Source organism: Enhygromyxa salina, from assembly GCF_002994615.1.
In the GTDB taxonomy this organism is placed as follows: domain Bacteria; phylum Myxococcota_A; class Polyangia; order Nannocystales; family Nannocystaceae; genus Plesiocystis; species Plesiocystis salina_A.
Genome location: NZ_PVNK01000086.1, coordinates 1 through 21,707 on the forward strand (window position 1 = coordinate 1; position 21,707 = coordinate 21,707).

The following is a 21,707-nucleotide window of genomic DNA, read 5'->3' on the forward strand; positions in this document are numbered from 1 at the left end:
CGGAATGTTCGCCGAGGGCGCGAAGCCAAAACGCCGCTGTACCGGGCGTACTGCAAGTTTTGGCGACAAAGCCATCGGCGAAGAGGCCAAGCGAGGCGGCGCGAGGCATTGCACCCCGGGCTGCTAGCCCAGCCAGCCGAGGGGATCGTCGGGCCCGTCGCCACCTTGGAGGGTGTGGCGGGTCTGCGAAGCGATCGCCGCGCGGGCGTCCTGCTCGAGCTCGGGCGGCACCCGGAGCTTGTGGCGGGCGCCCTCGAGCAGGATGCCCCCCGTCAACAGATCCCGGCCGACGCGCCTGACGTTGCGAAACGCGAGGCGGTCGAGGCGGCCGCGGTGATCGCGAACGACGAGCGAGCTGTCGGTGACCAGGACCGCCCGAAGGCTAAGCCACTGGCGCGCGGCGAGCAGCGCGGCCGGGGCCAGGGCGGGGACCAGCGGCTTCCACATGTCGGCCAGCGGCTGATCCCACAGCTCGGGCGCGAGCAAGGTTGCGAGCCCGAGCATCAGCACGCCGACGATCGCCACCCACACGATCGGCCGGCGATCGATGTGGTCCTTGTGGCCCCACCAGATCACCGGCTCACCGACACGCAGCTCTCGGGCGAGCTCGAGGGGCACGGTCCCCGGAGACGGCGGCGCGCCCGGGGCCAGGCGACGCCCGCGGCTCGTGCTCGGCCCGCCCCCTGCGCCCTGCCCTTCGGCCCCGACCCGATCCCGATCCTCGGGCGCCGGGAGCAGCTGCAGCTGGCCGCGCCGCGGGGTCATGAGCCCCCCTGCGCGTGGCCGAGGTCAGACGCGCGCACGCCCGCGCTGCGCAGCATGTGATCGCACAGCACCAGCGCAGCCATGGCCTCGACGATCGGCACCGCGCGGGGCAGCACGCAGGGATCGTGGCGACCCTTGCGAGGGCTGAACTCGACCGACTTGCCGCTGCGGGTGACCGTCTCTTGCGGCCGGAAGATCGTCGCGACGGGCTTGAACGCGACGGCCAGGCGGATCGCCTCGCCGTTGCTGATCCCACCTTGGACGCCGCCGCTGTGGTTGGTGCGGGTGCGGACCCGGCCATCGGCCATGTAGAAGGGGTCGTTGTGGGTCGAGCCTCGCATGCGCGTCGCCGCGAAGCCCTCGCCGATCTCGAACCCGCGGCTGGCCGGGAGGCTCATCATCGCCGCGGCGAGCTCGGCGCTGAGCTTGCCGAACACGGGTTCGCCCCAGCCCGCAGGGACGTTACGGATCACGCAGCGGACCACACCGCCGAGCGTGTCGCCCTGCTTGCGAGCCTCACGGATCGCGGCCTCCATCCGCGCGGCGAGCTCGGGGTCGGGGCAGCGGACCGGGCTCTGATCGACGGTCGCCCGATCGATCGTGTGCTCGTCGACGGACGGACGCTCGAGCTCGGCGACGCGATCGACCCAGGCGACAATCTCAACCCCGGGCTCGCTCCCCCTGCCCGCCTGCGCCAGCAGATCTTCAGCCAGCGCCCCCGCGGCCACGCGGGCGACGGTCTCGCGCGCCGACGCCCGCCCACCCCCAGCGACGGCGCGGAGGCCGAAGCGCGCGTCGTAGGTGTAGTCGGCGTGCGAGGGCCGGTAGATCTGGGCGATGTCGGCGTAGTGACCGGACTTGTGGTCCTTGTTGCGGACCAGCATCGCGATCGGCGTGCCGAGGGTCAGCTGCGACTCGGGGTCGACGCCCGCGAGCAGCTCGAAGGCGTCGGCCTCGTCGCGCGCGGTCGTCAGCGCGCTCTGACCGGGCCGGCGCCGCGCGAGCTGGGCACGGATCCGCTCGTGGGGGAAAGGGTGGCCGGCGGGGCACCCGTCGATCACGACGCCGAGCCCGCCGCCGTGCGACTCCCCGAAGGTCGTGACGCGAAAGCGCTCACCGAAGGAGTTGCCGGGCATCGGGTCGCAGCTTAGCAGTGTTCAGCTGCGCTCTTGCTGCCCGGCACAGCCGGCGCAGATCCCCCGTCGCAGATCAGGCGCGAACAGGAGCAAACGCAAGTTCGTGGCCTGACTGTCGCCCAAAACGGCGGTCACGGCCAGCTGGGCTCGTCGTTCTGATCGGCGTCGCAGACCTCACGCTCGACACCGCAGTCACCGTACAGGCCCGCGCGCGCGGCCAACAGGCAGCTGCCGCACTCGTAGGGCGAGAGCACGCACAGCTCGTCGCACGCTCGATCGGCGCAGGAGTAGAGCGTACCGAGCAGCCGCATCGTCTGCGGGTCGGTCCGCGTGAAGCACTCGCCCGTGCACGGCGAGTCCGGCTCGCCACCGCACTCGATCACGCAGGCCTCGAGCTGCGCGCAGGTGTCGAGCTTGATATCGCCCGGGTTGACGCACCAGCACGCGTGGCGGAAGTCCTCCGTCGGCGTGCACGTGAAGTTGTAGAGGCTGCCCTCGGCACACCACGAGGCGCAGGGGTAGGTCACCATCTCGCCGGTCTCGTAGTCGCAGGCGTGGAGCGTGTCCTGATCCGAGCAGTACTCGTCGAGCACGTCGCAGGGCTCCCCCTCGGTCTCCCCGACGGCCATGTCACCGATGTCACCACCGTAGGAGTCGGTGCCATCCCCGGACTCGTCGTCGCCTGCCTCGGGCACGCTCTCGAGCTCACGGAAGAAGTCGCAAGCTGGGACCGCCAACAAGGTGACGGCGAGCACAGTCAAGGCCTGAAATGTCGAGCGCACGGCGCAGTAGGGCACCCACGTGGGTCGTGGGCAAATAAATGACCAATCTGAGACCAAAGGTCCCGTGGTCGCGCGCCGCGCTCCGTGGTACCGCAAAAGACAGTGAGGCGAACACGCGACTTCGACGGTCTCCCGACCATGGACGCCAACGACGGCTTCGAGCGTCGACCCGACAGCCAGCGCGGTCGCGGCTTTCGTGCGCGCTTCGCCGCCTTCGTCCTGCGCCTCGGCGGCTGGACGATCGGTGGCGCGCCGCCGAAGCTCAACAAGTACGTGATCATCGCCGCCCCGCACACGACCTGGTGGGACGGCTTTTGGATGCTCGCCTTCGCCTGGTGGTGGGGCATCGACCTCGCGTGGATGGGCAAGGCCTCGCTGGTCAACGGCCCGCTCGGCTGGATCCCGCGCCGCTTCGGCGTGATCCCGGTCGATCGCAGCGCGCCCCAGGGCCTCGTCGCCCAGATCGTCGGTCAGTTCGCGTCCCGTGAGTCCCTGCTCCTGGCGATTCCGCCCGAGGGCACCCGGAGCAAGCGTGACTACTGGAAGTCCGGCTTCTACCAGATCGCGCGGGGCTCCGAGCTGCCGATCTGCATGAGCTACCTCGACTACGCCAACCGCGAGGCTGGCTTCGGGCCGCTGTGGGAGCCCGGCGAGGACATCGTCGCCGACATGGACCGGGTCCGGCGCTTCTACAAGACCGAGTGGGCCCGCTACCCCGAGCTGTTCACGCCGCCGCGGCTGCGCGAAGAAGAGATGAGCCCCGTCGTGCCGCTGATGCCCAAGGTCGAGCCCGTCGAGCCGCTCCGGGAAGTCGCCCAGGGCTGAGCGCGCCCACGCGGGAGTGGGAGTGGGAGTGGGAGCGCCCCAAGCGGCTGCTCTGCCCACGGACACGACGCTCGAAGACCAGGACGAGGACGGACACCGATGGGTCGGACAATCCCCCCAGAGCGCGTCGCGGCCAGTCGGGGCCGCCACGCCTCGCCCGCGTTCGTCCGCCGCCGCGAGGTCCTGCGCGAGACCGTGGCCGCGTTCGAGCGCGCCGATCCGCCCGACCGCTTTCATCAGCTCGCGCAGGCCAACCTGGCCCGATGGGCGAAGACCGCCTCACCAGCCCCGGCCTCGCCCGTGCAGGTCCTGCCCGGCGACTGGGGTGAGGTCACCGCGTCGCTGACCCAAGCCCACGGGAGCTGCTTCGCGGTCCTCAACATGGCCAACGCCTACGTCCCCGGCGGCGGCTACGTCGAGGGCAGCCCGGCCCAAGAGGAGAACATGTTCCGCCGGACCGACTGCCACTTCGCCGTTGACGGCTCGCAGTTCGACCCGCGGACCGAGCACTACCGGGCGAAGATCACGGCGCTGCTCAACGCCGAAGGCGGCCGCGTGATGCTCGACACCGCGCGACCCCGAGTCTGCGTCCGCGGCCCCGAAGACCGAGCCCGCGGTGATCTCGGCTACGCCTGGCTGGCCCCGGACGAGGTCTTCCCCTTCTACGAGCTGCGCGCGGCGGCCCTCGACCTCCGCGACGGGAGCCCCTTCGACCCCGAGCGCGCGGCCGCGCGAATTCACGCACAGCTCGACACCCTGATCGACGCGGGCGTCCGCCATGCGGTCCTGAGCGCGTTTGGCTGCGGGGCCTTTCGCAACCCGGCAGACCAGGTCGCAGGCCTCTATGGTGACGCGCTGCGCGAGCGCGAGGGCGCCTTCGACTGCCTCGCCTTTGCGATCTTCCACCCGGGCTACGGCCCCGACAATTTCACGCCCTTCGCCGAGGCCCTGACCTGATCAGGGCTCCGAGCGGCGCAGGATCCACAGCTCCGCCTCGTACTTGGCGACCTCCTCGTAGGCGCCGCTGCGCTCGAGCTCGACGACCCAGCCCATGTCCTGGGGCTCGAGATCCTCGAAGTTCACGACGAGCCAGTCGGCCTCGATTCGCTGCTGCACAATGTACAGCTCGGCGCGGTTGCTGAGGTGTGGGGCCGTGCGCTTGGAGGCGCTGACCGAGGCGCTCGGCGGGATCTCGGCCACCGCCGCGCGAAACCACTCGTAGCGCGCGCGCTCGTTCGGGCCGAAGTCCCGGACCGAGTCGCGGGTCAACGCAAAGGGCGCGACGTCGAGGAGGGCGCCGGTCGCGAGGCTGGCCAGGACCAGGCAGGCGCCGAGGTAGCTGAGCACCGCGGCGCGAGCCCGGCCGGGGGTCTCGCCGCGCTCGACCAGCCAGCCCCGGACCCGCGCCACCCCCTCGGGCGTCGCCGCGAACAGAGCCGGATAGAGCGCCGTCGAGTAGTGAAACAGCGGGTAGTAGATGCTCTTGTAGCTGGCCAGGAACATGAACGCCGCGCCGTAGACCGCGAGCAGCAGACGCCGCCCCCCGGCGAGGGGCAAGAGCCCGAGCGGGACGAGGAAGGCCAGCGCCGCCATGATCTTGGCGGTCGACAACACGTGGCCCAGGACGAAGCCCGGGTTCATGATCAGGGTCGCGATGCCGTCGCGCGCGCCCCCGCCTTCGGGGATCAGCCGGCGGTAGCGATTGGTGTACGAGTAGTGGTCGCCCGTGTCGCGCATCAGCAGATCGGGGTCGGGCATGACCGCGAACTTGACGAACGCGAGGTAGGCGAGCGCCAGCCCCAGCGTCAGGCCGCCGCGACGACGGTGGTCCGTGCCCAGCAGCGCGTAGACGCCGATCCCGGCCACGAACAGCGAGGCGTCCTCGCGCACGAGCAGGGCCAAGCCAAAGGCGATCCAGTAGCCGACCGGTCGATCCTCGTCGAGGCACCAGATCATCCACAGCCCGGGCGCGGCGAGCAGCGCGAGCGAGTGAAACTCGAACAACACGATGCCGTGCACCGAGGGGTAGAGCGCGAAGCCGAGGCCGAGGATCGTCGCCGCGAGTCGATCCTCGAGCCGCCGCCAGGCGATCAGGTAGGCCGGGATGACGCCCGAGAGCACCCACAGCGCCTGGATCACGATCAGGGTCTCGGCCCGGGGCGCGAGCGCGTAGATCAGCGCGATCGGGGCGAGGATCGGATCGAAGTGCGCCGACGTGTGGACCCCGCTCTTGATCAGCGTGCACGCGAGGAAGTCCCCGTGGGCCGTGTTCCACACGATGTTGTCGTAGATGCCCAGATCGAACGCCCGGGTCGCAAAGCCGTGGTGGCGCCACAGGGCCAGGCGCAGCAGCAACATCGCGATCACCCCGACCCCGACGACCAGGGCCGCGATCGGCCAGCGGGGGCCCCCGAACACCCGCCGCAGCTTGGCCAGCGCCGCCTCCGGGAGCGGCGGCCAGCGCCGCACGCTGACCGCGACGAGCAGCGCGCCAAGGAGCACCAGCGTCGGCCGCGTGGCGCTGAGGAAGCCGCCAGGCTCATGGACCAGCGCCAGGACGAGGGGCCCGAGCAGCAGCAGGCGGGTCCGCAGCACGGCCTCGAGCCAGGCCTCGCGGCGCGTCGGGCAGCCCTGCTCGCGGCCAATTCGAGGCGCGAGCCAGGCCCACAGACCGAGCACCAGCAGCGAGCCCGCGACCATGTGCAGGAGCGCCACGGGTTCGAGCTCGGCGTTGTCCCGCAGCAGCGCCGGAGTGTCGCGGTGGCCCAGCGCGTAGCTCGTCCAGCCCGGCGCGGCGGCGACGAAGGGCGCCCACGCCCACGAAGCGAAGCGCGCGAGCCAGGTCGTGTCGACCTCGTCGGCCGCCCCGCGGCGATCGCCCTGCGCCATCTCGGGCACGGTGTCACGCGTCTGCGAGCGAGGTCAATACGGCGCCCAGAAGCGCCACCGTGCTATCTTGGCCAACCGTGGCGCCATCGGACATCGACGGCCAACCGTCGGCGTTGGTCCCGACCCCCGACTCGACCCAGCTCGCCCCCCTCGGGCTGCCGCCGCTGCCCGACAAGGCCGCCCGACAGACCCGAAACGCCCTGATCACCGTCGGCCTCGTCAGCCTGTTGGTTGCGACCTACGCCGTCGGGATCGCCGTCGGCGTCCCGATGCTCGAGTACGTGCTCGGAGCCGGCGGCGTGGTCATCGCCGTTCGCGAGCGTCGCAAGGTCGAGCACGGCCTGCGCGTCTACGAGCGCGCGCGAGCGGACATGCGCAGCGGGCAGATCGAAGCCGCGACCGCGGCCGTCGACGAGGTCCTGGCCCACGCGGGCTCGAACCTGCGCTACGCCGCGGTCTACGTGCGCCTGGCCCTCCTGCGCGGGGTCCTCGCGCTGCGCCTCGGCCAGGTTCGAGAGGCGCGCGCCCGGCTGTTGGCGGTCGAGGCCACGGGCTGGCTGGGGAGCTTCAGGATCTCCCGCCAGGCCACCGGCGAGGGCTACGCCAGCTTGTCGATCTGCGGGTCCGTGCTCGGCGACGTCGACGAGGCCCGCGCGTGGCTAGAGCGCGGCCGCGAGGTGCTCGACCCGACGCGCGAGCACGCGATCGTCCCCCACGCAGACGACGCGATCGACAGCTCGAGCGTGAGCCTCGAGCTCGCCGAGGCCACGCTCCTGGCCCGGCAAGACGACCACCAGCGGCTGTTCGCGCTGCTCCAAAGTCTCCGCCACAACGACAGTGACAGTGACCTGCTCGGTCGCGCCCTGCACCTGCTGCAGGCCTACGCGCTCCACCGCCTGTCTGAGGGTGAGAACGAGTACCGCGGGGTGTTCTCGAGCATGCCGATCGAGCCGCTGCTCGCCAAGCTCCACCCCGGCGAGCTCGACTTCATGGCCGTGCACTGGCCCGAGCTGCGGGCGTTCATGCACGCCCGGGGCGTGTCGGCGAGACCGTGACTGTCAGCCGCGCGGGTTGGGCCCCAGCGCCTGACGGTCCGCGAGCCCCCAGCAGTAGACCTTGCCCCCGGACACGACGCAGGTGTGGCGAGTCCCCGCCGCGACGTCGACCACGCCGCGGACGCCAGCGACCTTGGAGGGCGTCGGCCTCGGGCGCCGGCTCGCGTCGATCTGCCCCTCGCTGTTGTCGCCCCAGCAGCGGAGGTCGGCGTCGGAGAACAGCGCGCAAGTGTGTTGGTCGCCGGCCACCAGCTTTGTCCACCCGCTCACCCCGCCCACGAGCTTGGCCGTGCGCACGCGCTCGGTCCCGGGCCCGAGTCCCAGCTGCCCCTCGCGGCCGTCGCCCCAACACGCGAGCCCCCCGCTGCGCCTGCGCGCGCAGGTGTGCCGCCCCCCCGCGACGAGCCACTCGGCGTCGCTGAGGCCGAGGACGGGCCGCGCCGCGAACCTCGAGGCGATGTCCCCGTCGCCGAGCTGCCCCTCGCTGTTGCGCCCCCAACACATCACGCGCCCGCTGGTCTCGGCCACGCAGACATGCCGACCGCCGACCGCGAGCGAGGTGACGGTCGAGATCCCGGTGATCGGCATCGGCCGCGGGAACGCCCGCTCGCCGCCCGTTCCGACCTGGCCGTTCGCGCCCACGCCCCAGCACACCACCTTGCCGCCGCGACGCAGCGCGCACGCGAAGGCCTCGCCGACCCCGACGTCGATCGCGTCGGACAGGCCGGTGACCCCGGTCGGTTTGGTGCTCCACACCCCGACCTTGGCCCCCCGCCCGTCTCCGAGCTGCCCGTCTTGGTTGTTGCCCCAGCACACGACCGAGCCGGACTTGCGCCGGGCGCAGCTGAAGTCCCCGCCGGCCTCGACCTCGACGGCATCGCGCAGCCCCGTGACCGCGACCATCTGCTTGCTGTCGTCGCGCGCCCCGTTGCCGAGCTGTCCGTAGGTGTTGCGCCCCCAGCACATCACGGCGCCCGACTGTCGGCGCGCGCAGCTGTGTTGGTTGCCCGCCGCGACCTCGACGAAGGCGTCGACGCTGGGCGTGGTCGGCCCGCTCTGCGTGGGTGGCTGGGCAGCGGGCGTCGCGGCCGGAGTCTTCGGGGTCTGCGTTGGGGAGCTGCTCCAGTCGCAGCCGAGCGAGAGGCTCAGCGCCACGCCCAACGCAGCACAGATGGCTTGGGCCCGACGAGCTTGCGGTTCGGCGCTTCGCGGCATGGGGAACCGTAGCAGCTTCAGTCGCCGGGCTCGCCGTGGACCGCGAGCCCTCGGCGGCCACACACGCGCTCAACGAGCCCGAGGCGGTCCAGCCCATGCCCACGCCCGAGCTGAGGCCGCTTCGCTCCACTCACGAGGGATCCGGCCGCCGCCGCAGGAGGGTCACGGTGAAGGTCGTGCCCTGCTCGGGTTGGCTGACGAAGTCGATCTCTCCGCCGTGGGCCGCGATGATCTCGCGCACGAGCGGCAGGCCGAAGCCCATGCCCGAAGTCTTGGTCGTGTAAAAGGGCGCAAAGACGTCGACGCCCGCCGGGATCCCCACGCCTTGATCCTCGACCTCGACGCGCACGCGATCGCCATCGGCCCGGGCCCGGAGCCACAGCGTGCCCCCGCCTTGCATCGCGTCGAGGCTGTTCTTGCACAGGCTGAGGAACACCTGCTGGAGCTTGCCGGTGTTGCCGATCACGAAGGGCGACTCGTCGAACTCACACTCGAAGCAGACCTTGCCCTCGGCCGCCCGGTCCGCGAGCGCGTCGCGGACCCCAGACAGGACCGCGCCGAGATCGGTCAGCTCGAGCTGAACCTCGCTGGGGTGCTGGTAGGCGCGGAAGTCCTGGAGCAGCGAATTGAGCCGCTTGATCTCGCTCAGGATCGAGTCGAGCTTGGGCACGAGCGGCCCGGGCTCCGGCTTTTGGGCCCGCCGACGCAGCAGCTGGGCCTGGAGGAAGATCGCGTTGAGAGGGTTGCCGACCTCGTGGGCGAACACCGAGGCCATCATCCCGACGCTCGCGAGGCGCTTTGTCTCGGCGAGGCGACGGCGAAGCTCGAGCCGCTCGCCGATGTCCCGCCCGACGCTGACGATGCCGAGGACGCCGCCGCCGGGGTCACGCACGACGTCGACCGTCCACTCGATCGAACGCAGCTCCCCCGACTTGGTCTGGATCGGCGTGACCACGGCCTCGGACCAGGCTTCGTCGTCGGCGAGCGCGGCCGCGTAGCGCTCGCGCAGGCGCGGGCGCTCATCGCTCGGGACCAGCAGCTCGAGCCAGTCTTCGCCGCGGACCTCGGCGAGCTCGTGGCCGCACAGCGCACGCATCGAGTCGTTGAACAGGACAATCCGGCCGTCTCGGTCCGTGAGCAGCACGATGGTGGTGGCGTTGTGGAGGAGGCGCTCCATGAAGTCGCTCTCGCGCCACGGGGCCCCCAACATCGGGTCGTCGCCGGGCATCCGCGGGACCAAAGCACGCCGCAGGCATGGCGTAAACCCCGGGCGCAGCGACCGCCGGGGCTGGCCTCAGACGCCCTGCCCCTTGTCCAGCCGACCGCGCTCGCGCAGCTGCTTGCACTCGCTGTAGCGCGTGTTGAGCACCGCCGAGCGGTCGCGGAGCAAGAGCGTGAACCGGAACAGCTCCTCACAGACGTCGACGACCCGGTCGCGGAAGGCCGAGGGCTTCATCCGGCCGTCGTCGTCGAACTCCTGCCAGGCCTTGGCCACGGACGACTGATTCGGAATCGTGAACATCCTCATCCAGCGGCCGAGGATGCGCAGCTGGTTGACCGCGTTGAACGACTGCGATCCACCGCTGACCTCGAACACCGCGACGGTCCGGCCCTGGGTCGGGCGCACGGCGCCGTCGGACAGCGGCAGCCAGTCGATCTGGTTCTTGAACGCGGCCGTCATGCTCCCGTGTTGCTCCGGCGTGATCCACACATGGCCCTCGGACCAGAGTGACGCCTGCCGCAGCTCCCGCACCTTGGGGTCGTCGTTGGAGCTTCGGTCGAACACCGGCAGCCCGTGGGGGTCGAACACGCGGACCTCGGCGCCGAAGTGGCTGAGCACCCGCTCGACCTCGAGCGCGAGCTTGCGGCTGAAGCTGACCTCGCGCAGCGAGCCGTAGAGCACCAAGATCCGCGGCGGGTGATCGCTACCTTGGATCCCCAGCGCGTCCAGGGTCGAAGCGACGGTGTGATCGGGGAGGTCGGCGTCGATCGTCTGCACGTCGCGGACCATGGCGAAGGCCCTCGCCCAGATCAAGCTCCTGCCAACACCTTGGTGCCAGACGGTTCCGCAGGCCGCGCAGCGGCCGTGCCTGGCAGAGTCGCTGACGCCTGTGGGGGTCTCGAGGAGCCCCCTTCTAGGGGGCCACGCAAACGACCGCGAAGCTCATCCCAGCCCACCGAGGGAGAGAGCGCAGCGACCGACCGCGCAGCGGCCGTGCGTGGCAGAGTCGCTGACGCCTGTGGGGGTCTCGAGGAGCCCCCTTCTAGGGGGCCACGCAAACGACCGCGAAGCTCATACCAGCCCACCGAGGGAGAGAGCGGAGCGACCGACCGACCGGCCGCGCAGCGGCCGTGCGTGGCAGAGTCGCAAATGCCTGTGGGGGTCTCGAGGAGCCCCCTTCCAGGGGGCCACGCAAACGACCGCGAAGCTCATCCCAGCCCACCGAGGGAGAGAGCGGAGCGACCGACCGGCCGCGCAGCGGCCGTGCGTGGCAGAGTCGCAAATGCCCGCGGGGGTCTAATAATATAATCTCGCCCGATGGCCGCGCGCGCGAAGATCCTCATCGTCTACACCGGTGGCACCGTCGGCATGCGCAAGACCCCGAGCGGCTACCGCCCGGAGCCCGGCTATCTCCAGCAGCTGCTCGAGCAGATCCCTCGCTTCTCCGACGCCGAGCTGCCCGAGTACGTGATCGAGGAGTTCTCGCCGCTGCTCGACAGCTCCGACATGACCCCGGCCCACTGGCTGCGGATCGCCGACATGATCCGCAGCAATTACGCCGCCTACGACGGCTTCTTGGTCCTCCACGGGACCGACACCATGGCCTTCGCCGCCTCGGCCCTGAGCTTCATGCTCGAGGATCTGGCCAAGCCCGTGATCCTCACGGGCTCGCAGGTGCCGCTCGAGCAGACCCGCAACGACGCGCAGCACAACCTCCTGACCTCGCTGCTGATCCTCGGCCGCCACCACGCCCGCCTGTCGGAGGTCATGATCTACTTCGCCGACCGCCTGTTTCGCGGCAACCGGACCAGCAAGGTGTCCGTCGACGCCTTCGCGGCCTTCGACTCGCCGAACTACCCCCCGCTCGGGCGCGTGGGCATCGACATCAAGATCAACTGGGAGCTGACCTTGGCCCCGCGCGCCCGCCAGCCCGACGTCGAGGTGCTCGAGGTCGTCGAGCTCGGCGACGCGACGGTCGGCGCCTTTCGCCTGTTCCCGGGGCTCAAGCCGCGGCTGCTCGAGGCCGTGCTCGCGCCGCCGGTCCAGGGCGTCGTGCTCGAGTGCTTTGGGGCCGGCAACGCGCCGACCGCCGACCCCGAGTTCATGAAGGTGATCGCGGCCGCGACCGCGCGCGGCGTGGTCCTCGTCGCGGTCACCCAGCCGGTCCGCGGCTCGGCCAACCTCTCGCTCTACGCGACCGGCCGGGCGCTGCTCGACGCGGGCGTCGTCAGCGGCTTCGACATGACCGCCGAGGCCGCCCTGGCCAAGCTGTTCTATCTGTTCGAGAAGGGCTTCTCGCCCGAGCGGGTCAAGCGGCTGATGCAGCAGTCGCTGGTCGGCGAGCTGACGGTCCCGGCCAGCCTCGGCGAGCACGACGAGTGGGGCGAGCTCGACGGGATGCCGTGGACGGTCGCCGACCGCGAGGGCTGAGGCTCAGCCCTCGGGCGGGATCGCCACGGTCGCGGCGGTCGTCTCGTAGACCTGGCGGTCGGTCGCGAAGTAGGTCCCGATCGAGCTCGCAATGCACTGCGCGATCTGCCGCGCCACCTGACGCTGCTCCGGGGTCGTAGCGAGCGGCAGCCCGGTCTCGGGGTCGAAGGAGCAGACCAGATCCTTGCGGACCTCGATCCCGACCGAGCTCGGGCGCTCGGGCGAGCGGCGGTAGTCCATGACCACGGTCGAGTCGCGGACGAAGCCCTCGATGTGCCGATACGCGTCGAGCGACGCGAGCAGAGCCGGACGACGCGCGTCGCGGACCCGCCGAAAGCGATGGAGAAAGCCGCGCAGCTCGTCGGCCTCGGCGAGCCGCAAGTTGGTGTCGGCGAGCATGGTGAAGACCCGCTCGTACGCGGGGTCGCCCTCGGTCTCGGGGTGCGCGGCGTGGAAGCGCCGGCGCAGGAAGCGGAAGAAGTGCCAGACCTGCGAGCGCATCTCGATGCTGCCGTCGGGCAGCGCGTAGGGATGGTTGTGGGTGACCCGAAAGCCGAAGCGCTCGAGGTTGAGGCTCATGCGGTCACGCAGGATCCGGCTGCAGGTCGACTCCGCGAGGTGGTCGGGATACATCGGATCAAACACCCCGTAGGGCAGCCGGGCGTCGCGCTGGTAGCTGAGCGCGAGGTTGATGATGCTGACGTGGGCGCGCTTGTTCTGGCTCTGGTGCTCTTCGTCGTAGGTGTGGATCGACAGGGCGATCAGGCTGTCGGCGACGAAGGACTCGATCGCGCTCGAGATCGGATCGTAGAAGCTCTCGAGCAGGTCCGTCTTCTCGTCGTGCTCGAGGGCTCGACCGTAGAGCGGCCCGATCGCCTGGGCCTCGAGGGGGTCTTCGTTGTCGGGCGGCGTGCTCCCGGGGAAGCGGTTGAAGTCCAGGAGCACCCGGGCGACACGGCACGAGAGGTAGCTCGGAGCCCCGAGCGCGGCCGCGAGCTCCTCGGCGACGATGTTGGCGCCCCAGTCCCGCGCCTTGACGAATTCCCGCTCGAGCTCGACCGGATCCACGACCGGAGTGCCGTCATCGCGCACGCGGAAGCGCTCGGGGATCCCCTGCCCGTCGTGGACGGCGAACACCGCGACGCGACGCCGGAGGGGCTCGGGGAGCTGCGAGTCACCGGCCGCGGTCACGCGAACGGTCTCGAGGGGTGGATCACAGGGGCGATCGAAGTCGAAGCGAGCTTGTTGGGACATTCGTGGGTGTTGGCTCGAGGCGAGCGCAGCGTACCCCAAGCAACCCGAGCCGACATCCCACCGTAGCGCCCACGGCGCGCCGCGATCCGCACACTGTCGGCCACTCTTCGCCCTCGCCATTGTTGCCGAAACGCACATGCCCACCAAAAAACGAAACCATATGGGCTCGCTATTGGGGCATCGTATGTGCTTCAGTTGCACGAGGAGTGCCTTGTTCATGATGCGTATACCTTCGGTCCCAGTTCTCCTTGCGATCTCGATGGCCACCCTCGGCTGCGGCACCGACTCCGGACGTGCCGACAACGCCGACGACGGGACCAGCGGCATTAGCCCGACCGCAGACTCGGGCAACGACTCGGGCAACGACTCCAACACGGACTCGAGCAGCGACTCCACCGCAGATAGCGCAGACACCGACCCGCCCGACACGGGCGACGGCGACTCCGGCGACGGCGACTCCGGCGACGGCGACTCCGGCGACGACGACAGCGGCGGCACGGTCTGGGACCTCGGCGGCATCCCCGACGCGGGCCCCGGCAACTGCGGCGACGGCCAGGGCAACGGCGGCGAGCCCGAGTTCTCGTTCTTGTGGGCCGCCAACAGCTCCGAAGGCACGATCTCGAAGATCGACACCGAGACGGTCCAGGAGGTCGGTCGCTACATGGTCCGGCCCGACGGCGCAGGCAGCCCGTCGCGGACCTCGGTCAGCTTGACCGGGCACGTGGCCGTCGCCAGCCGCCAGGGCGGCGTGACCAAGTTCTACGCGACCGAGGAATTCTGCGAGGAGTCCAACGGGATTCCCGGCATCCAGACCTCGCTCAACAACGCCGCCCTGCCCTGGGATGAGGAGGAGTGTCGGGCCTGGCACACGCCCTTCGACTACGACAGCCAACGCCCGCTCGCGTGGGCGCCCGGCACCTGGAACCCCGGCACCTGCGCGTGGGAAGACGAGATGCTGTGGACGGCCGGCCGCTACGGCAACAACCAAGACGAGGTCTTGCTGCTCGACGGCGAGACCGGAATGGTCATCGAGACCGTCGAGATCCCCGGGCTCAAGTCCGACTCCTTTGGCATCTACGGGGCCGCGGTCGACTCCGAGGGCAACTTCTGGGGCACGGGCTGGGCGACCGGCAACCAGCTCGTCCGGGTCGACATCGAGACCATGGAGGCGACCGTGTGGGAGGGCCCCTCGTCGGTCGGCGTCTCGTCCCACTGGTACGGGATGACCGTCGACGTCGACGGGATGGTCTGGAACTGCGCCAGCCGGGTCGCCCGCTTCGACCCCATGACCGAGGAGTGGACCGTGAGCGATGAGCTCGGGAGCTGGACGGCCGGGTGCATGGCCGACGCGAATTCGGTCGATGATGGGGGGCTGCTGTGGCTGGGCTCGAACGGCGTGCGCGGGCTCAACCGCGAGACCTTCGAGATCGTCTACAACTGGCCGACGCCGACCTCCTACGGGGTCAGCGTCGACTTCGCCGGGTACGTGTGGGCCGTCAACGGCAACGGGGCCCACCGCGTGGATCCGGAGACCGGTCAGGTGACCTCGTACAACGGGCTGGTCGGGGCGTACACCTACTCGGACATGACCGGCGCCGCACTCAGCGCAGTCGGCAACAACCCGAGTAATTAATCGCCGGGGTTTGATGACCCCCACAGGCGTTGGCGACTCTGCCACGCACTGCCACTGCGCGGCAGGTCGGTCGCTGCGCTCCCTCCCTCGGTGGGCTGGTTATGAGCTGCGCAGGGGGACGCGTGGCTCCCTAGCAGCCCGGGGTGCAATGCCTCGCGCCGCCTCGCTTGGCCTTTTCGCCGATGGCTTTGTCGCCAAAACTTGCAGTACGCCCGGTACAGCGGCGTTTTGGCTTCGCGCCCTCGGCGAAAATTCCGGCGCGAGGCGACACGATGCATTGCACCCCGGGCTGCTAGGCCTCGAAGGGGGCTTGTTGGCGTCTTGTGGGGCGCCTTTTTCGGGGGGCTCGTGCGTAATGCTGTGCAAAGAGCGCTCATGAAATTGAGGGGGATGGCGTACTCTCCCGCTTCGCTCTGCGATGGCTGCGATGAACTTTGATGAGCCGATGCTGAATCTGGCGACGATCCTGATCGCGGGGATCGTTGGGGGAGAGCTGGCCTCGCGGCTCAGGCTTCCGCGGGTTACGGGGTGGATCGGGACGGGGATCGTGCTTCGGGTCCTGGCGCTGCCGGGGCTGGAGCCGGGGTCGCTGGGAGACTTCTCGCCGTTCACGGACTTCGTGCTCGGGTTCATCAGCTTCACGGTCGGGGCGACGCTGCACCTGCACAGCTTACGCAACGCGGAGCGGCGGCTGATGCTGTTGGTCCTCGGGGAGGCCCTGATCACGCCGACGGTCGTGTTTTGTGCGCTGCACTTCATCGGGGGGCTCGACGCCGAGGTCTCGGTGCTGCTGGCGGTCATCGCGATCGCGGGGGCGCCGGGGACCACGCTCGTCGTGGTCCGCGAGGCCCGGGCGCGGGGGCTGCTCACGGGCACGCTGATCGCGGGGATCGGGCTCATCGACATGGTCGCGGTCGGAGCGTTCGCGTTTTGGGAGTCGTTGCTGCGCGAACGCTCCCACGAGTGGCAGGACGCGATGCTGGCGCTCGGGACCGAGTTCGGGCTCGCGCTCGGGATCGGGCTGGGCTGCTCGCTGGTCGCGGTCGGCCTCACGCGGCGCCTGGTCAGGCCGAACTTCGTCGGGCCGACGACGGTCGCGGTGATCCTCGGCGCGTGGGGGCTCGCGCAGGTCGCCGACGTGTCGAGCATCCTCGCGTGCACCTTCGCCGGGATCGCGCTGTCGAACATCCAACACGACACCGCGCGCTCGGCCGAGGCCTACCTCCAGCCCTTCAGCGGGGTCCTGTTCGCGGGCTTCTACACGATCGTGGGCATGCGCCTCGACTTCGCGGTCGTCATCCCGATGGCCGGGGTCGTGTTCCTCTACTTCGCGGCGCGGCTCGGCGGCAAGTCGCTGAGCGCGTACCTGTCGATGAGCGCGGCGCGAGTCCCCCGCAGCGTCCGCAATCACATCGGGCTCGCGCTCTTGCCTCACGGCGGCGTCGCGGTCGGCTTGCTCTTCTTCACCCAAGCTCAGCCGCAGCTGGCCGGGGTCGCCGACACCGTGGTTGCGATCGGGCTCGCCGGGCTCGCGGTCAACCAGCTCATCGGTCCGAGCGCGACCCGCCTCTCGCTCCAGCGCGCGGGCGAGGTCGGTCAAGACCGCCCGCGCTTGCTCGACTTCCTCGAAGAGCAGCGGATCGTGCTCAACATCAACGGGACCAAGCATGAGCTGATCCAGGCCCTCGCCGACCGCCTCTACGCGACCACGCCGATGCTCGTGCCCAAGGCCGAGTTCATCGCCTCGGTGCTCGCGCGTGAGGACGAGGCCTCGACCTGCCTCGGCCGCGGCCTGATGATCCCCCACGCGATGGTCCCCGAGGGTCAGGAGGTCTGCGGCGTGCTCGGACTCAACACCGAGGGCCTCGATCTCGGCGCCTACGATGGCCGCCCCGTCCACGCGGTCGTGCTGCTCGCCGCGCCCGAGAGCGACCGCCAGCGACACCTGCAGATCCTCAGCGCCTTCGCCTCTGCGCTGACCAAAGACGAGAACCTCCGCGACCAGCTCTACCACGCTCGCAGTGCCGGTCACGCCTACGAGATCCTCCACGCTGACGAGTCCGACGCCCTCAACTATTACCTCGATGAAGCGATCGAACGCGTCGGTCGCGATCGCTGAGCTCGAGCTCGACGCCCTCGCGATCACCGTCACCGCCGCGCTCCCATCAACCCGCGGGCAAGGGTCGCCCGATGACCTCAGCGTGGCTATCGTTGACGCGCAGCCGCGCGGTTGCCTCGTTGGGCCTCGGGGCACTATAGAGGCGCTCGCATGGATCACTTCGAGCAAAAGGCCGCCGAGGCCGCGGCGCTCCTCGAGGCCGTCGTCGCCGACCGTGGCTTGCTCGCCGCTCTCGACGAGCAGCTGCGCATCCGCCTGCTCAAGGCCGCCGGGCTCGCCTCGCGTCCCTCGCGGGCCGAGCAGCGAGTCCTGCGACGGGCCGAGCAGCGCATGCGCAAACGCAACGAGCGCTCGGCCGACGAGCAGCTCACCACCGCGACCACGATCCGACGCAAGCGCGCCCAGCCCGTGTTTGCGACCCCGAGCCGCGACGCCCCGCGTGAGCTCGAGGCCCCCGCCGAGCCCGCCGAGCTCAACCAGCCCCGGTCCTGCTACGTGTGCAAGACCAGGTTCACCCGGGTTCACCACTTCTACGATCGGCTCTGCCAGGACTGCGGCGAGCTCAACTTCGAGCGTCGCCACCAGACCGCCGACCTCCGCGGACGCACCGCGCTGATCACTGGCGCGCGGGTCAAGATTGGCTACCAGGCCGCGATCAAGCTGCTCCGGGCCGGGGCCCGGGTCCTCGTCACGACCCGCTTCCCCCACGACGCCGCCCGCCGCTACGCCGCCGAGGACGACTTCGCGGACTGGAGCGACCGCCTCGCGATCCACGGCGTCGATCTTCGCCACACGCCGAGCGTCCAGCAGCTGTGCCGCGATCTGCTCGCCCACGAGCAACGCCTCGACTTCATCATCAACAACGCGTGCCAGACCGTCCGCCGACCGCGGGGCTTCTACGCCCACCTCATGGACGCCGAGCGCCAGCCCGAGCTGCTCTCGGCCCAGGCGCGGGCGATCGTCGCCGGCGACCCGAGCTCGCTGCCCGCTCACAATCACGGGTTCGGCGGCGCGGCCGAGCTCAGCCAGGTCCCGCTCCTGCCCGAGGACCTCGACAGCTCCGTCGAGCTGTTCCCCAAGCAGCTGCTCGACGCGGATCAGCAGCAGGTCGACTTTCGCAAGGTCAACAGCTGGCGCCTGCTGCTCGACGAGGTCTCGGCCGTCGAGCTGCTCGAGGTTCACCTCGTCAACGCCGTCGCGCCCTTCGTGCTCAACGGCCAGCTCAAGCCGCTGATGCTGCGCGGGCCCGAGCGCGACCGCCACATCGTCAACGTCTCGGCGATGGAGGGCCAATTTTATCGGACCTTCAAGACCCCTCGGCACCCCCACACCAACATGGCCAAGGCCGGGCTCAACATGCTCACGCGGACCTCGGCGCCGGACTATGTCCGGGATGGGATCCACATGAACAGCGTGGACACGGGCTGGGTGACGGATGAGGACCCGGTCGAGATCGCCGAGCGCAAGCGCGAGGAGCAGCGCTTTCATCCGCCCCTCGATATCGTCGACGGGGCGGCGCGGATCCTGGATCCGATCTTTCAAGGTTGGATCACGGGCGAGCACGTGTGGGGGCGCTTTCTCAAGGACTACCGACCGACGGACTGGTGAGCGGCGCCGAGCTCGGCGTTCACCTCCGCCGTTGCATATCGAAGTTCTTCGATGTAAGAGCTCCGTGGCCCCTCTTTGCATGCCACGCTCGTCCGCAGCCGCCAACAAGCGCCCCGCGCCCTCCCTCGGAGAGTGCGCCGCGAGCCTCAAGGCCCTCGCCGACCCCACGAGGTTGGAGATCGTCTCCTTGGTCGCGGCGGCCAAGGAGCCCCTGTGCGCCTGCGAGATCGAGGCCCACTTCGACCTGTCCCAGTCCACGATCTCGCACCACCTCGGGCTCCTGCGCAAAGCCGGAGTCTTGAACGCCGAGCGCCGGGGTACGTGGGCCTTCTACTCGATCACCAAAGACGCCGCGAGCCCTCTGGCGACGGTGATGTCGCTGCTCGACTCGTGACCCGCATGCGTCTGTTTTTTTCATTCCTGCATCGAAATTCGTCGATATACAGGCCCGCGCACCGGGCTTTCAAAGGTTGAGCATGGGCATCTTCGAAAAATACTTGTCGCTTTGGGTCGCGCTCGCGATCGGCGCGGGCGTCGGCCTCGGCGTGCTCGCGCCTTCGGCCTTCGAGGCCGTCGCCGGCCTCGAGGTGGCCGGCGTCAACCTCGTCGTCGCGGTCCTGATCTGGCTGATGATCTACCCGATGCTGCTCAAGGTCGAGCCGGGCTGCCTTGCGAACGTGGGCCGCAAGCCCAAGGGCTTGGCGCTCACCCTGGTCGTGAACTGGCTGATCAAGCCGTTCACGATGGCCGCGCTCGGCATCTTGTTCTTCCGGGTGGTGTTCGCCGGCCTCGTGCCCGAGGCCGACGCCGAGCAGTACATCGCGGGCATGATCCTGCTCGGCGTCGCGCCGTGTACGGCGATGGTCTTTGTCTGGAGTCACCTGACCAAGGGCGACGCCAACTACACCCTGGTCCAGGTCTCGGTCAACGACCTCATCCTCGTGTTCGCCTTCGCTCCGATCGCCGGCCTCCTGCTCGGGGTCACCGAGCTCGAGGTCCCCTGGGACACGCTGGTGGCGTCGGTCGTCATCTTCGTGGTCGTGCCCCTCGGGATCGGGATCGCCACCCAGCGGGTGCTCGAGGCCGATCGCGTCGAGGCGCTCGGGCAGCGGCTCAAGCCAACCTCGATCCTGGGCCTGTTGCTGACTGTCGTGCTCCTGTTTGGCTTTCAGGCCCAGACGATCCTCGACCAGCCGCTGCGAGTGGTGCTCATCGCGGTGCCGCTGCTGATCCAAAGCTACGGGATCTTCGCCATCGCCTACGGCCTCGCTCGGGTCCTGCGGCTGCCCTTCGATGTCGCGGCCCCGGCCGCGATGATCGGGACCTCGAACTTCTTCGAGCTGGCGGTCGCGGTTGCGATTAGCTTGTTCGGATTGTCGTCGGGGGCTGCGCTCGCGACGGTCGTCGGGGTCTTGATCGAGGTTCCCGTCATGCTCTCGCTGGTGGCCTTCGCCAACCGCACGAAGGGGTGGTTTCCTGGCGCAGGGGCGGCGGGCGCGGCGGACTGAGTGGAGTGGCGACCGTGGGTGAGACCTGGTCTTGTCGCTCGGTCCGCCAGCAGCCCCATGAGCTCGTCGAGGTCGAGCGCTCCGGGGCCCGCGAGCCAGCAGGTCGTCGGCGAGAGGTCGCGCTTCTCGGCGTGCTGAGCCCGGGGCGCGACCCGAGCCCTTCGGTGCCGTGCCCTTCGACGTCGGCGCCCTGTTCCGCAAGCCGGGCTGAATTGCGAGAACCCCGGAGGGGGTGCTCGGAGCCATTTCGCCGGCCGAGGCGTGGCCGGCGAGAGTGGCGGCCGACGAGGTCGGCCGGGCCGCTCGCGAGCGCGGCGTCAGCCAAGCGCGAGTAACGCGGCTGCCTCGGACTCCAGGCGGGCTGACGGGGGAGGTGCTAGCAGCCCGGGGTGCAATGCATCGTGTCGCCTCGCGCCGGAATGTTCGCCGAGGGCGCGAAGCCAAAACGCCGCTGTACCGGGCGTACTGCAAGTTTTGGCGACAAAGCCCTCGGCGAAAAGGCCAAGCGAGGCGGCGCGAGGCATTGCTCCCCGGGCTGCTAGACTCGCCTCGTGGAAACCGCGGAAGAAGCAGCTCTTCGCCTGAGCGGAGACGAGCGTCTTCGTCTGATCGAGAAGCTCTGGGACAGCCTGGTTGAAAAGCGAGGCGACCACCTCGAGGTCTCGCCCGAGATCCGAGCAGAGCTCGACCGCCGGTTGGCTGCACACCGACGCGACCCCACCGAAACCCTGAGCTGGACGGAGGTCAAGCGGCAGGTACGAGGCGTGGGTTGACGCTTCGTTTTCGCCCGGAGGTCAGCGGCGATCTGACAGCTGCCCGGGACTGGTACGAAGAGCGCAGACCAGGGCTTGGGGATGAGTTCCTCCTCGCGGTCGAAGCTCTGCTCGGGCGGGTCGACGCGACGCCAACCCAGTTCCCCAAGGTCCACGGTGAGATTCGCCGGGGCCTACTTCGTCGTTTTCCGTACGCTGTGTTCTTCTGTGATGAAGATGGAGAGCGCTTGGTGCTAGCAGCCCGTGAACCCGAGTCGCTGGCGTCGCCGCTCGTAGTCGGCGGCGACGGCGAGGCGCCGGGCGCTGCCTGCGACCGTCTATACGGCCTACCGTTTGGCGATGCCGATCGGCGCAGAGCTGCGCGCGAGCTGCCAGGGCGAGGGTGGCGGCCGACGAGGTCAACCGGGCCGCACGCGAGCGCGGCGTCAGCCAAGCGCGAGCAACGCGAGTGCGCGTGTTGTCGACTCTACGTACAGCGTCTTAGGCGCCCAAT

General features: G+C 69.8%; 18 protein-coding genes. 10 read left to right on the forward strand and 8 right to left on the reverse strand.

Translation table 11 applies throughout. The features are described 5' to 3' along the window. Nucleotides 1-123 precede the first annotated feature (123 nt). The 3 genes from ENSA5_RS08130 to ENSA5_RS08140 all read right to left on the reverse strand — a co-directional run bounded on the left by ENSA5_RS08130 (nucleotide 124) and on the right by ENSA5_RS08140 (nucleotide 2,662). Nucleotides 124-765 (reverse strand): hypothetical protein, encoded by a 642-nt coding sequence (locus ENSA5_RS08130; RefSeq protein ID WP_106391065.1) that lies wholly within the window; start codon nucleotides 763-765, stop codon nucleotides 124-126. Further along, nucleotides 762-1,901, reverse strand: coding sequence for a chorismate synthase (gene aroC / locus ENSA5_RS08135; RefSeq protein WP_106391066.1), 1,140 nt, complete (start codon nucleotides 1,899-1,901; stop codon nucleotides 762-764). The genes ENSA5_RS08130 and aroC overlap by 4 nt, the downstream gene beginning before the upstream one ends. 131 nt (nucleotides 1,902-2,032) lie before the next feature. Then, nucleotides 2,033-2,662, reverse strand: a complete 630-nt coding sequence (locus tag ENSA5_RS08140; protein ID WP_146155456.1) for a hypothetical protein — start codon at nucleotides 2,660-2,662, stop codon at nucleotides 2,033-2,035. Nucleotides 2,663-2,785: 123 nt separating this feature from the next. Here ENSA5_RS08140 and ENSA5_RS08145 point away from each other — a divergent pair, with 123 nt between their 5' ends. Both ENSA5_RS08145 and ENSA5_RS08150 read left to right on the forward strand, forming a co-directional pair. Then, the gene (locus tag ENSA5_RS08145) at nucleotides 2,786-3,508 is read left to right on the forward strand and encodes a 1-acyl-sn-glycerol-3-phosphate acyltransferase (RefSeq protein WP_258182789.1); all 723 of its coding nucleotides are present in this window, start codon (nucleotides 2,786-2,788) and stop codon (nucleotides 3,506-3,508) included. A gap of 99 nt (nucleotides 3,509-3,607) precedes the next feature. Further along, entirely contained in the window at nucleotides 3,608-4,465 is an 858-nt protein-coding gene (locus ENSA5_RS08150) for a poly(ADP-ribose) glycohydrolase domain-containing protein (RefSeq protein WP_106391069.1), read from the forward strand. On the opposite strand, the gene ENSA5_RS08155 is transcribed toward ENSA5_RS08150, so the two are convergent. Beyond that, on the reverse strand, nucleotides 4,466-6,397 hold the full coding sequence (locus tag ENSA5_RS08155; RefSeq protein WP_258182791.1) for a DUF2079 domain-containing protein: 1,932 nt from the start codon (nucleotides 6,395-6,397) through the stop codon (nucleotides 4,466-4,468). 77 nt (nucleotides 6,398-6,474) lie between these two features. On the opposite strand from ENSA5_RS08155, the gene ENSA5_RS08160 reads away from it, so the two are divergent. After that, entirely contained in the window at nucleotides 6,475-7,452 is a 978-nt protein-coding gene (locus ENSA5_RS08160; RefSeq protein ID WP_146155457.1) for a hypothetical protein, read from the forward strand. Nucleotides 7,453-7,455: 3 nt separating this feature from the next. On the opposite strand, the gene ENSA5_RS08165 is transcribed toward ENSA5_RS08160, so the two are convergent. From ENSA5_RS08165 to arsH, 3 genes are all read right to left on the reverse strand, one after another. Beyond that, nucleotides 7,456-8,607 carry an RCC1 domain-containing protein gene (locus tag ENSA5_RS08165; protein WP_181197505.1) on the reverse strand — a complete coding sequence of 384 codons (1,152 nt, stop codon included), beginning with the start codon at nucleotides 8,605-8,607 and terminating at the stop codon, nucleotides 7,456-7,458. A 190-nt stretch (nucleotides 8,608-8,797) separates the two neighbouring features. Then, the gene (locus tag ENSA5_RS08170; RefSeq protein WP_146155458.1) at nucleotides 8,798-9,895 is read right to left on the reverse strand and encodes a two-component system sensor histidine kinase NtrB; all 1,098 of its coding nucleotides are present in this window, start codon (nucleotides 9,893-9,895) and stop codon (nucleotides 8,798-8,800) included. A 66-nt stretch (nucleotides 9,896-9,961) separates the two neighbouring features. Then, nucleotides 9,962-10,678 (reverse strand): arsenical resistance protein ArsH, encoded by a 717-nt coding sequence (arsH, locus tag ENSA5_RS08175; RefSeq protein WP_106391074.1) that lies wholly within the window; start codon nucleotides 10,676-10,678, stop codon nucleotides 9,962-9,964. A 528-nt stretch (nucleotides 10,679-11,206) separates the two neighbouring features. Between arsH and ansA the strand changes: the two genes are divergently transcribed. Then, complete coding sequence (gene ansA, locus ENSA5_RS08180; protein WP_106391075.1) at nucleotides 11,207-12,319, forward strand: asparaginase; 1,113 nt, start codon at nucleotides 11,207-11,209, stop codon at nucleotides 12,317-12,319. Nucleotides 12,320-12,322: 3 nt separating this feature from the next. Here the strand turns inward: ansA and ENSA5_RS08185 are convergent, their stop codons facing one another. Then, on the reverse strand, nucleotides 12,323-13,573 hold the full coding sequence (locus ENSA5_RS08185; protein ID WP_181197506.1) for an N-formylglutamate amidohydrolase: 1,251 nt from the start codon (nucleotides 13,571-13,573) through the stop codon (nucleotides 12,323-12,325). A 259-nt stretch (nucleotides 13,574-13,832) separates the two neighbouring features. On the opposite strand from ENSA5_RS08185, the gene ENSA5_RS08190 reads away from it, so the two are divergent. From ENSA5_RS08190 to ENSA5_RS08215, 6 genes are all read left to right on the forward strand, one after another. Then, a complete protein-coding gene (locus ENSA5_RS08190) occupies nucleotides 13,833-15,206 on the forward strand; it encodes an NHL repeat-containing protein (protein ID WP_146155460.1) in 1,374 nt (457 codons plus the stop codon). 445 nt (nucleotides 15,207-15,651) lie between these two features. After that, on the forward strand, nucleotides 15,652-17,325 hold the full coding sequence (locus ENSA5_RS08195; RefSeq protein WP_219906751.1) for a PTS sugar transporter subunit IIA: 1,674 nt from the start codon (nucleotides 15,652-15,654) through the stop codon (nucleotides 17,323-17,325). Nucleotides 17,326-17,475: 150 nt separating this feature from the next. Then, on the forward strand, nucleotides 17,476-18,933 hold the full coding sequence (locus ENSA5_RS08200; protein ID WP_106391079.1) for an SDR family NAD(P)-dependent oxidoreductase: 1,458 nt from the start codon (nucleotides 17,476-17,478) through the stop codon (nucleotides 18,931-18,933). A gap of 79 nt (nucleotides 18,934-19,012) precedes the next feature. Beyond that, the gene (locus tag ENSA5_RS08205; RefSeq protein ID WP_106391080.1) at nucleotides 19,013-19,327 is read left to right on the forward strand and encodes an ArsR/SmtB family transcription factor; all 315 of its coding nucleotides are present in this window, start codon (nucleotides 19,013-19,015) and stop codon (nucleotides 19,325-19,327) included. A gap of 82 nt (nucleotides 19,328-19,409) precedes the next feature. Then, a complete protein-coding gene (arsB, locus tag ENSA5_RS08210; protein ID WP_106391081.1) occupies nucleotides 19,410-20,441 on the forward strand; it encodes an ACR3 family arsenite efflux transporter in 1,032 nt (343 codons plus the stop codon). 551 nt (nucleotides 20,442-20,992) lie between these two features. Next, entirely contained in the window at nucleotides 20,993-21,214 is a 222-nt protein-coding gene (locus ENSA5_RS08215; protein WP_106391082.1) for an addiction module protein, read from the forward strand. The last annotated feature ends 493 nt before the right edge of the window (nucleotides 21,215-21,707 follow it).

Coding starts and splice junctions, on each gene's coding strand:
- arsB (WP_106391081.1), top strand. CDS start 19,410: ATGGGCATCTTCGAAAAATACTTGTCGCTTTGGGTCGCGCTCGCGATC.
- ENSA5_RS08195 (WP_219906751.1), top strand. CDS start 15,652: ATGCTGAATCTGGCGACGATCCTGATCGCGGGGATCGTTGGGGGAGAG.
- ENSA5_RS08155 (WP_258182791.1), bottom strand. CDS start 6,397: ATGGCGCAGGGCGATCGCCGCGGGGCGGCCGACGAGGTCGACACGACC.
- ENSA5_RS08190 (WP_146155460.1), top strand. CDS start 13,833: ATGGCCACCCTCGGCTGCGGCACCGACTCCGGACGTGCCGACAACGCC.
- ansA (WP_106391075.1), top strand. CDS start 11,207: ATGGCCGCGCGCGCGAAGATCCTCATCGTCTACACCGGTGGCACCGTC.
- arsH (WP_106391074.1), bottom strand. CDS start 10,678: ATGGTCCGCGACGTGCAGACGATCGACGCCGACCTCCCCGATCACACC.
- ENSA5_RS08150 (WP_106391069.1), top strand. CDS start 3,608: ATGGGTCGGACAATCCCCCCAGAGCGCGTCGCGGCCAGTCGGGGCCGC.
- ENSA5_RS08130 (WP_106391065.1), bottom strand. CDS start 765: ATGACCCCGCGGCGCGGCCAGCTGCAGCTGCTCCCGGCGCCCGAGGAT.
- aroC (WP_106391066.1), bottom strand. CDS start 1,901: ATGCCCGGCAACTCCTTCGGTGAGCGCTTTCGCGTCACGACCTTCGGG.
- ENSA5_RS08185 (WP_181197506.1), bottom strand. CDS start 13,573: ATGTCCCAACAAGCTCGCTTCGACTTCGATCGCCCCTGTGATCCACCC.
- ENSA5_RS08200 (WP_106391079.1), top strand. CDS start 17,476: ATGGATCACTTCGAGCAAAAGGCCGCCGAGGCCGCGGCGCTCCTCGAG.
- ENSA5_RS08170 (WP_146155458.1), bottom strand. CDS start 9,895: ATGCCCGGCGACGACCCGATGTTGGGGGCCCCGTGGCGCGAGAGCGAC.
- ENSA5_RS08205 (WP_106391080.1), top strand. CDS start 19,013: ATGCCACGCTCGTCCGCAGCCGCCAACAAGCGCCCCGCGCCCTCCCTC.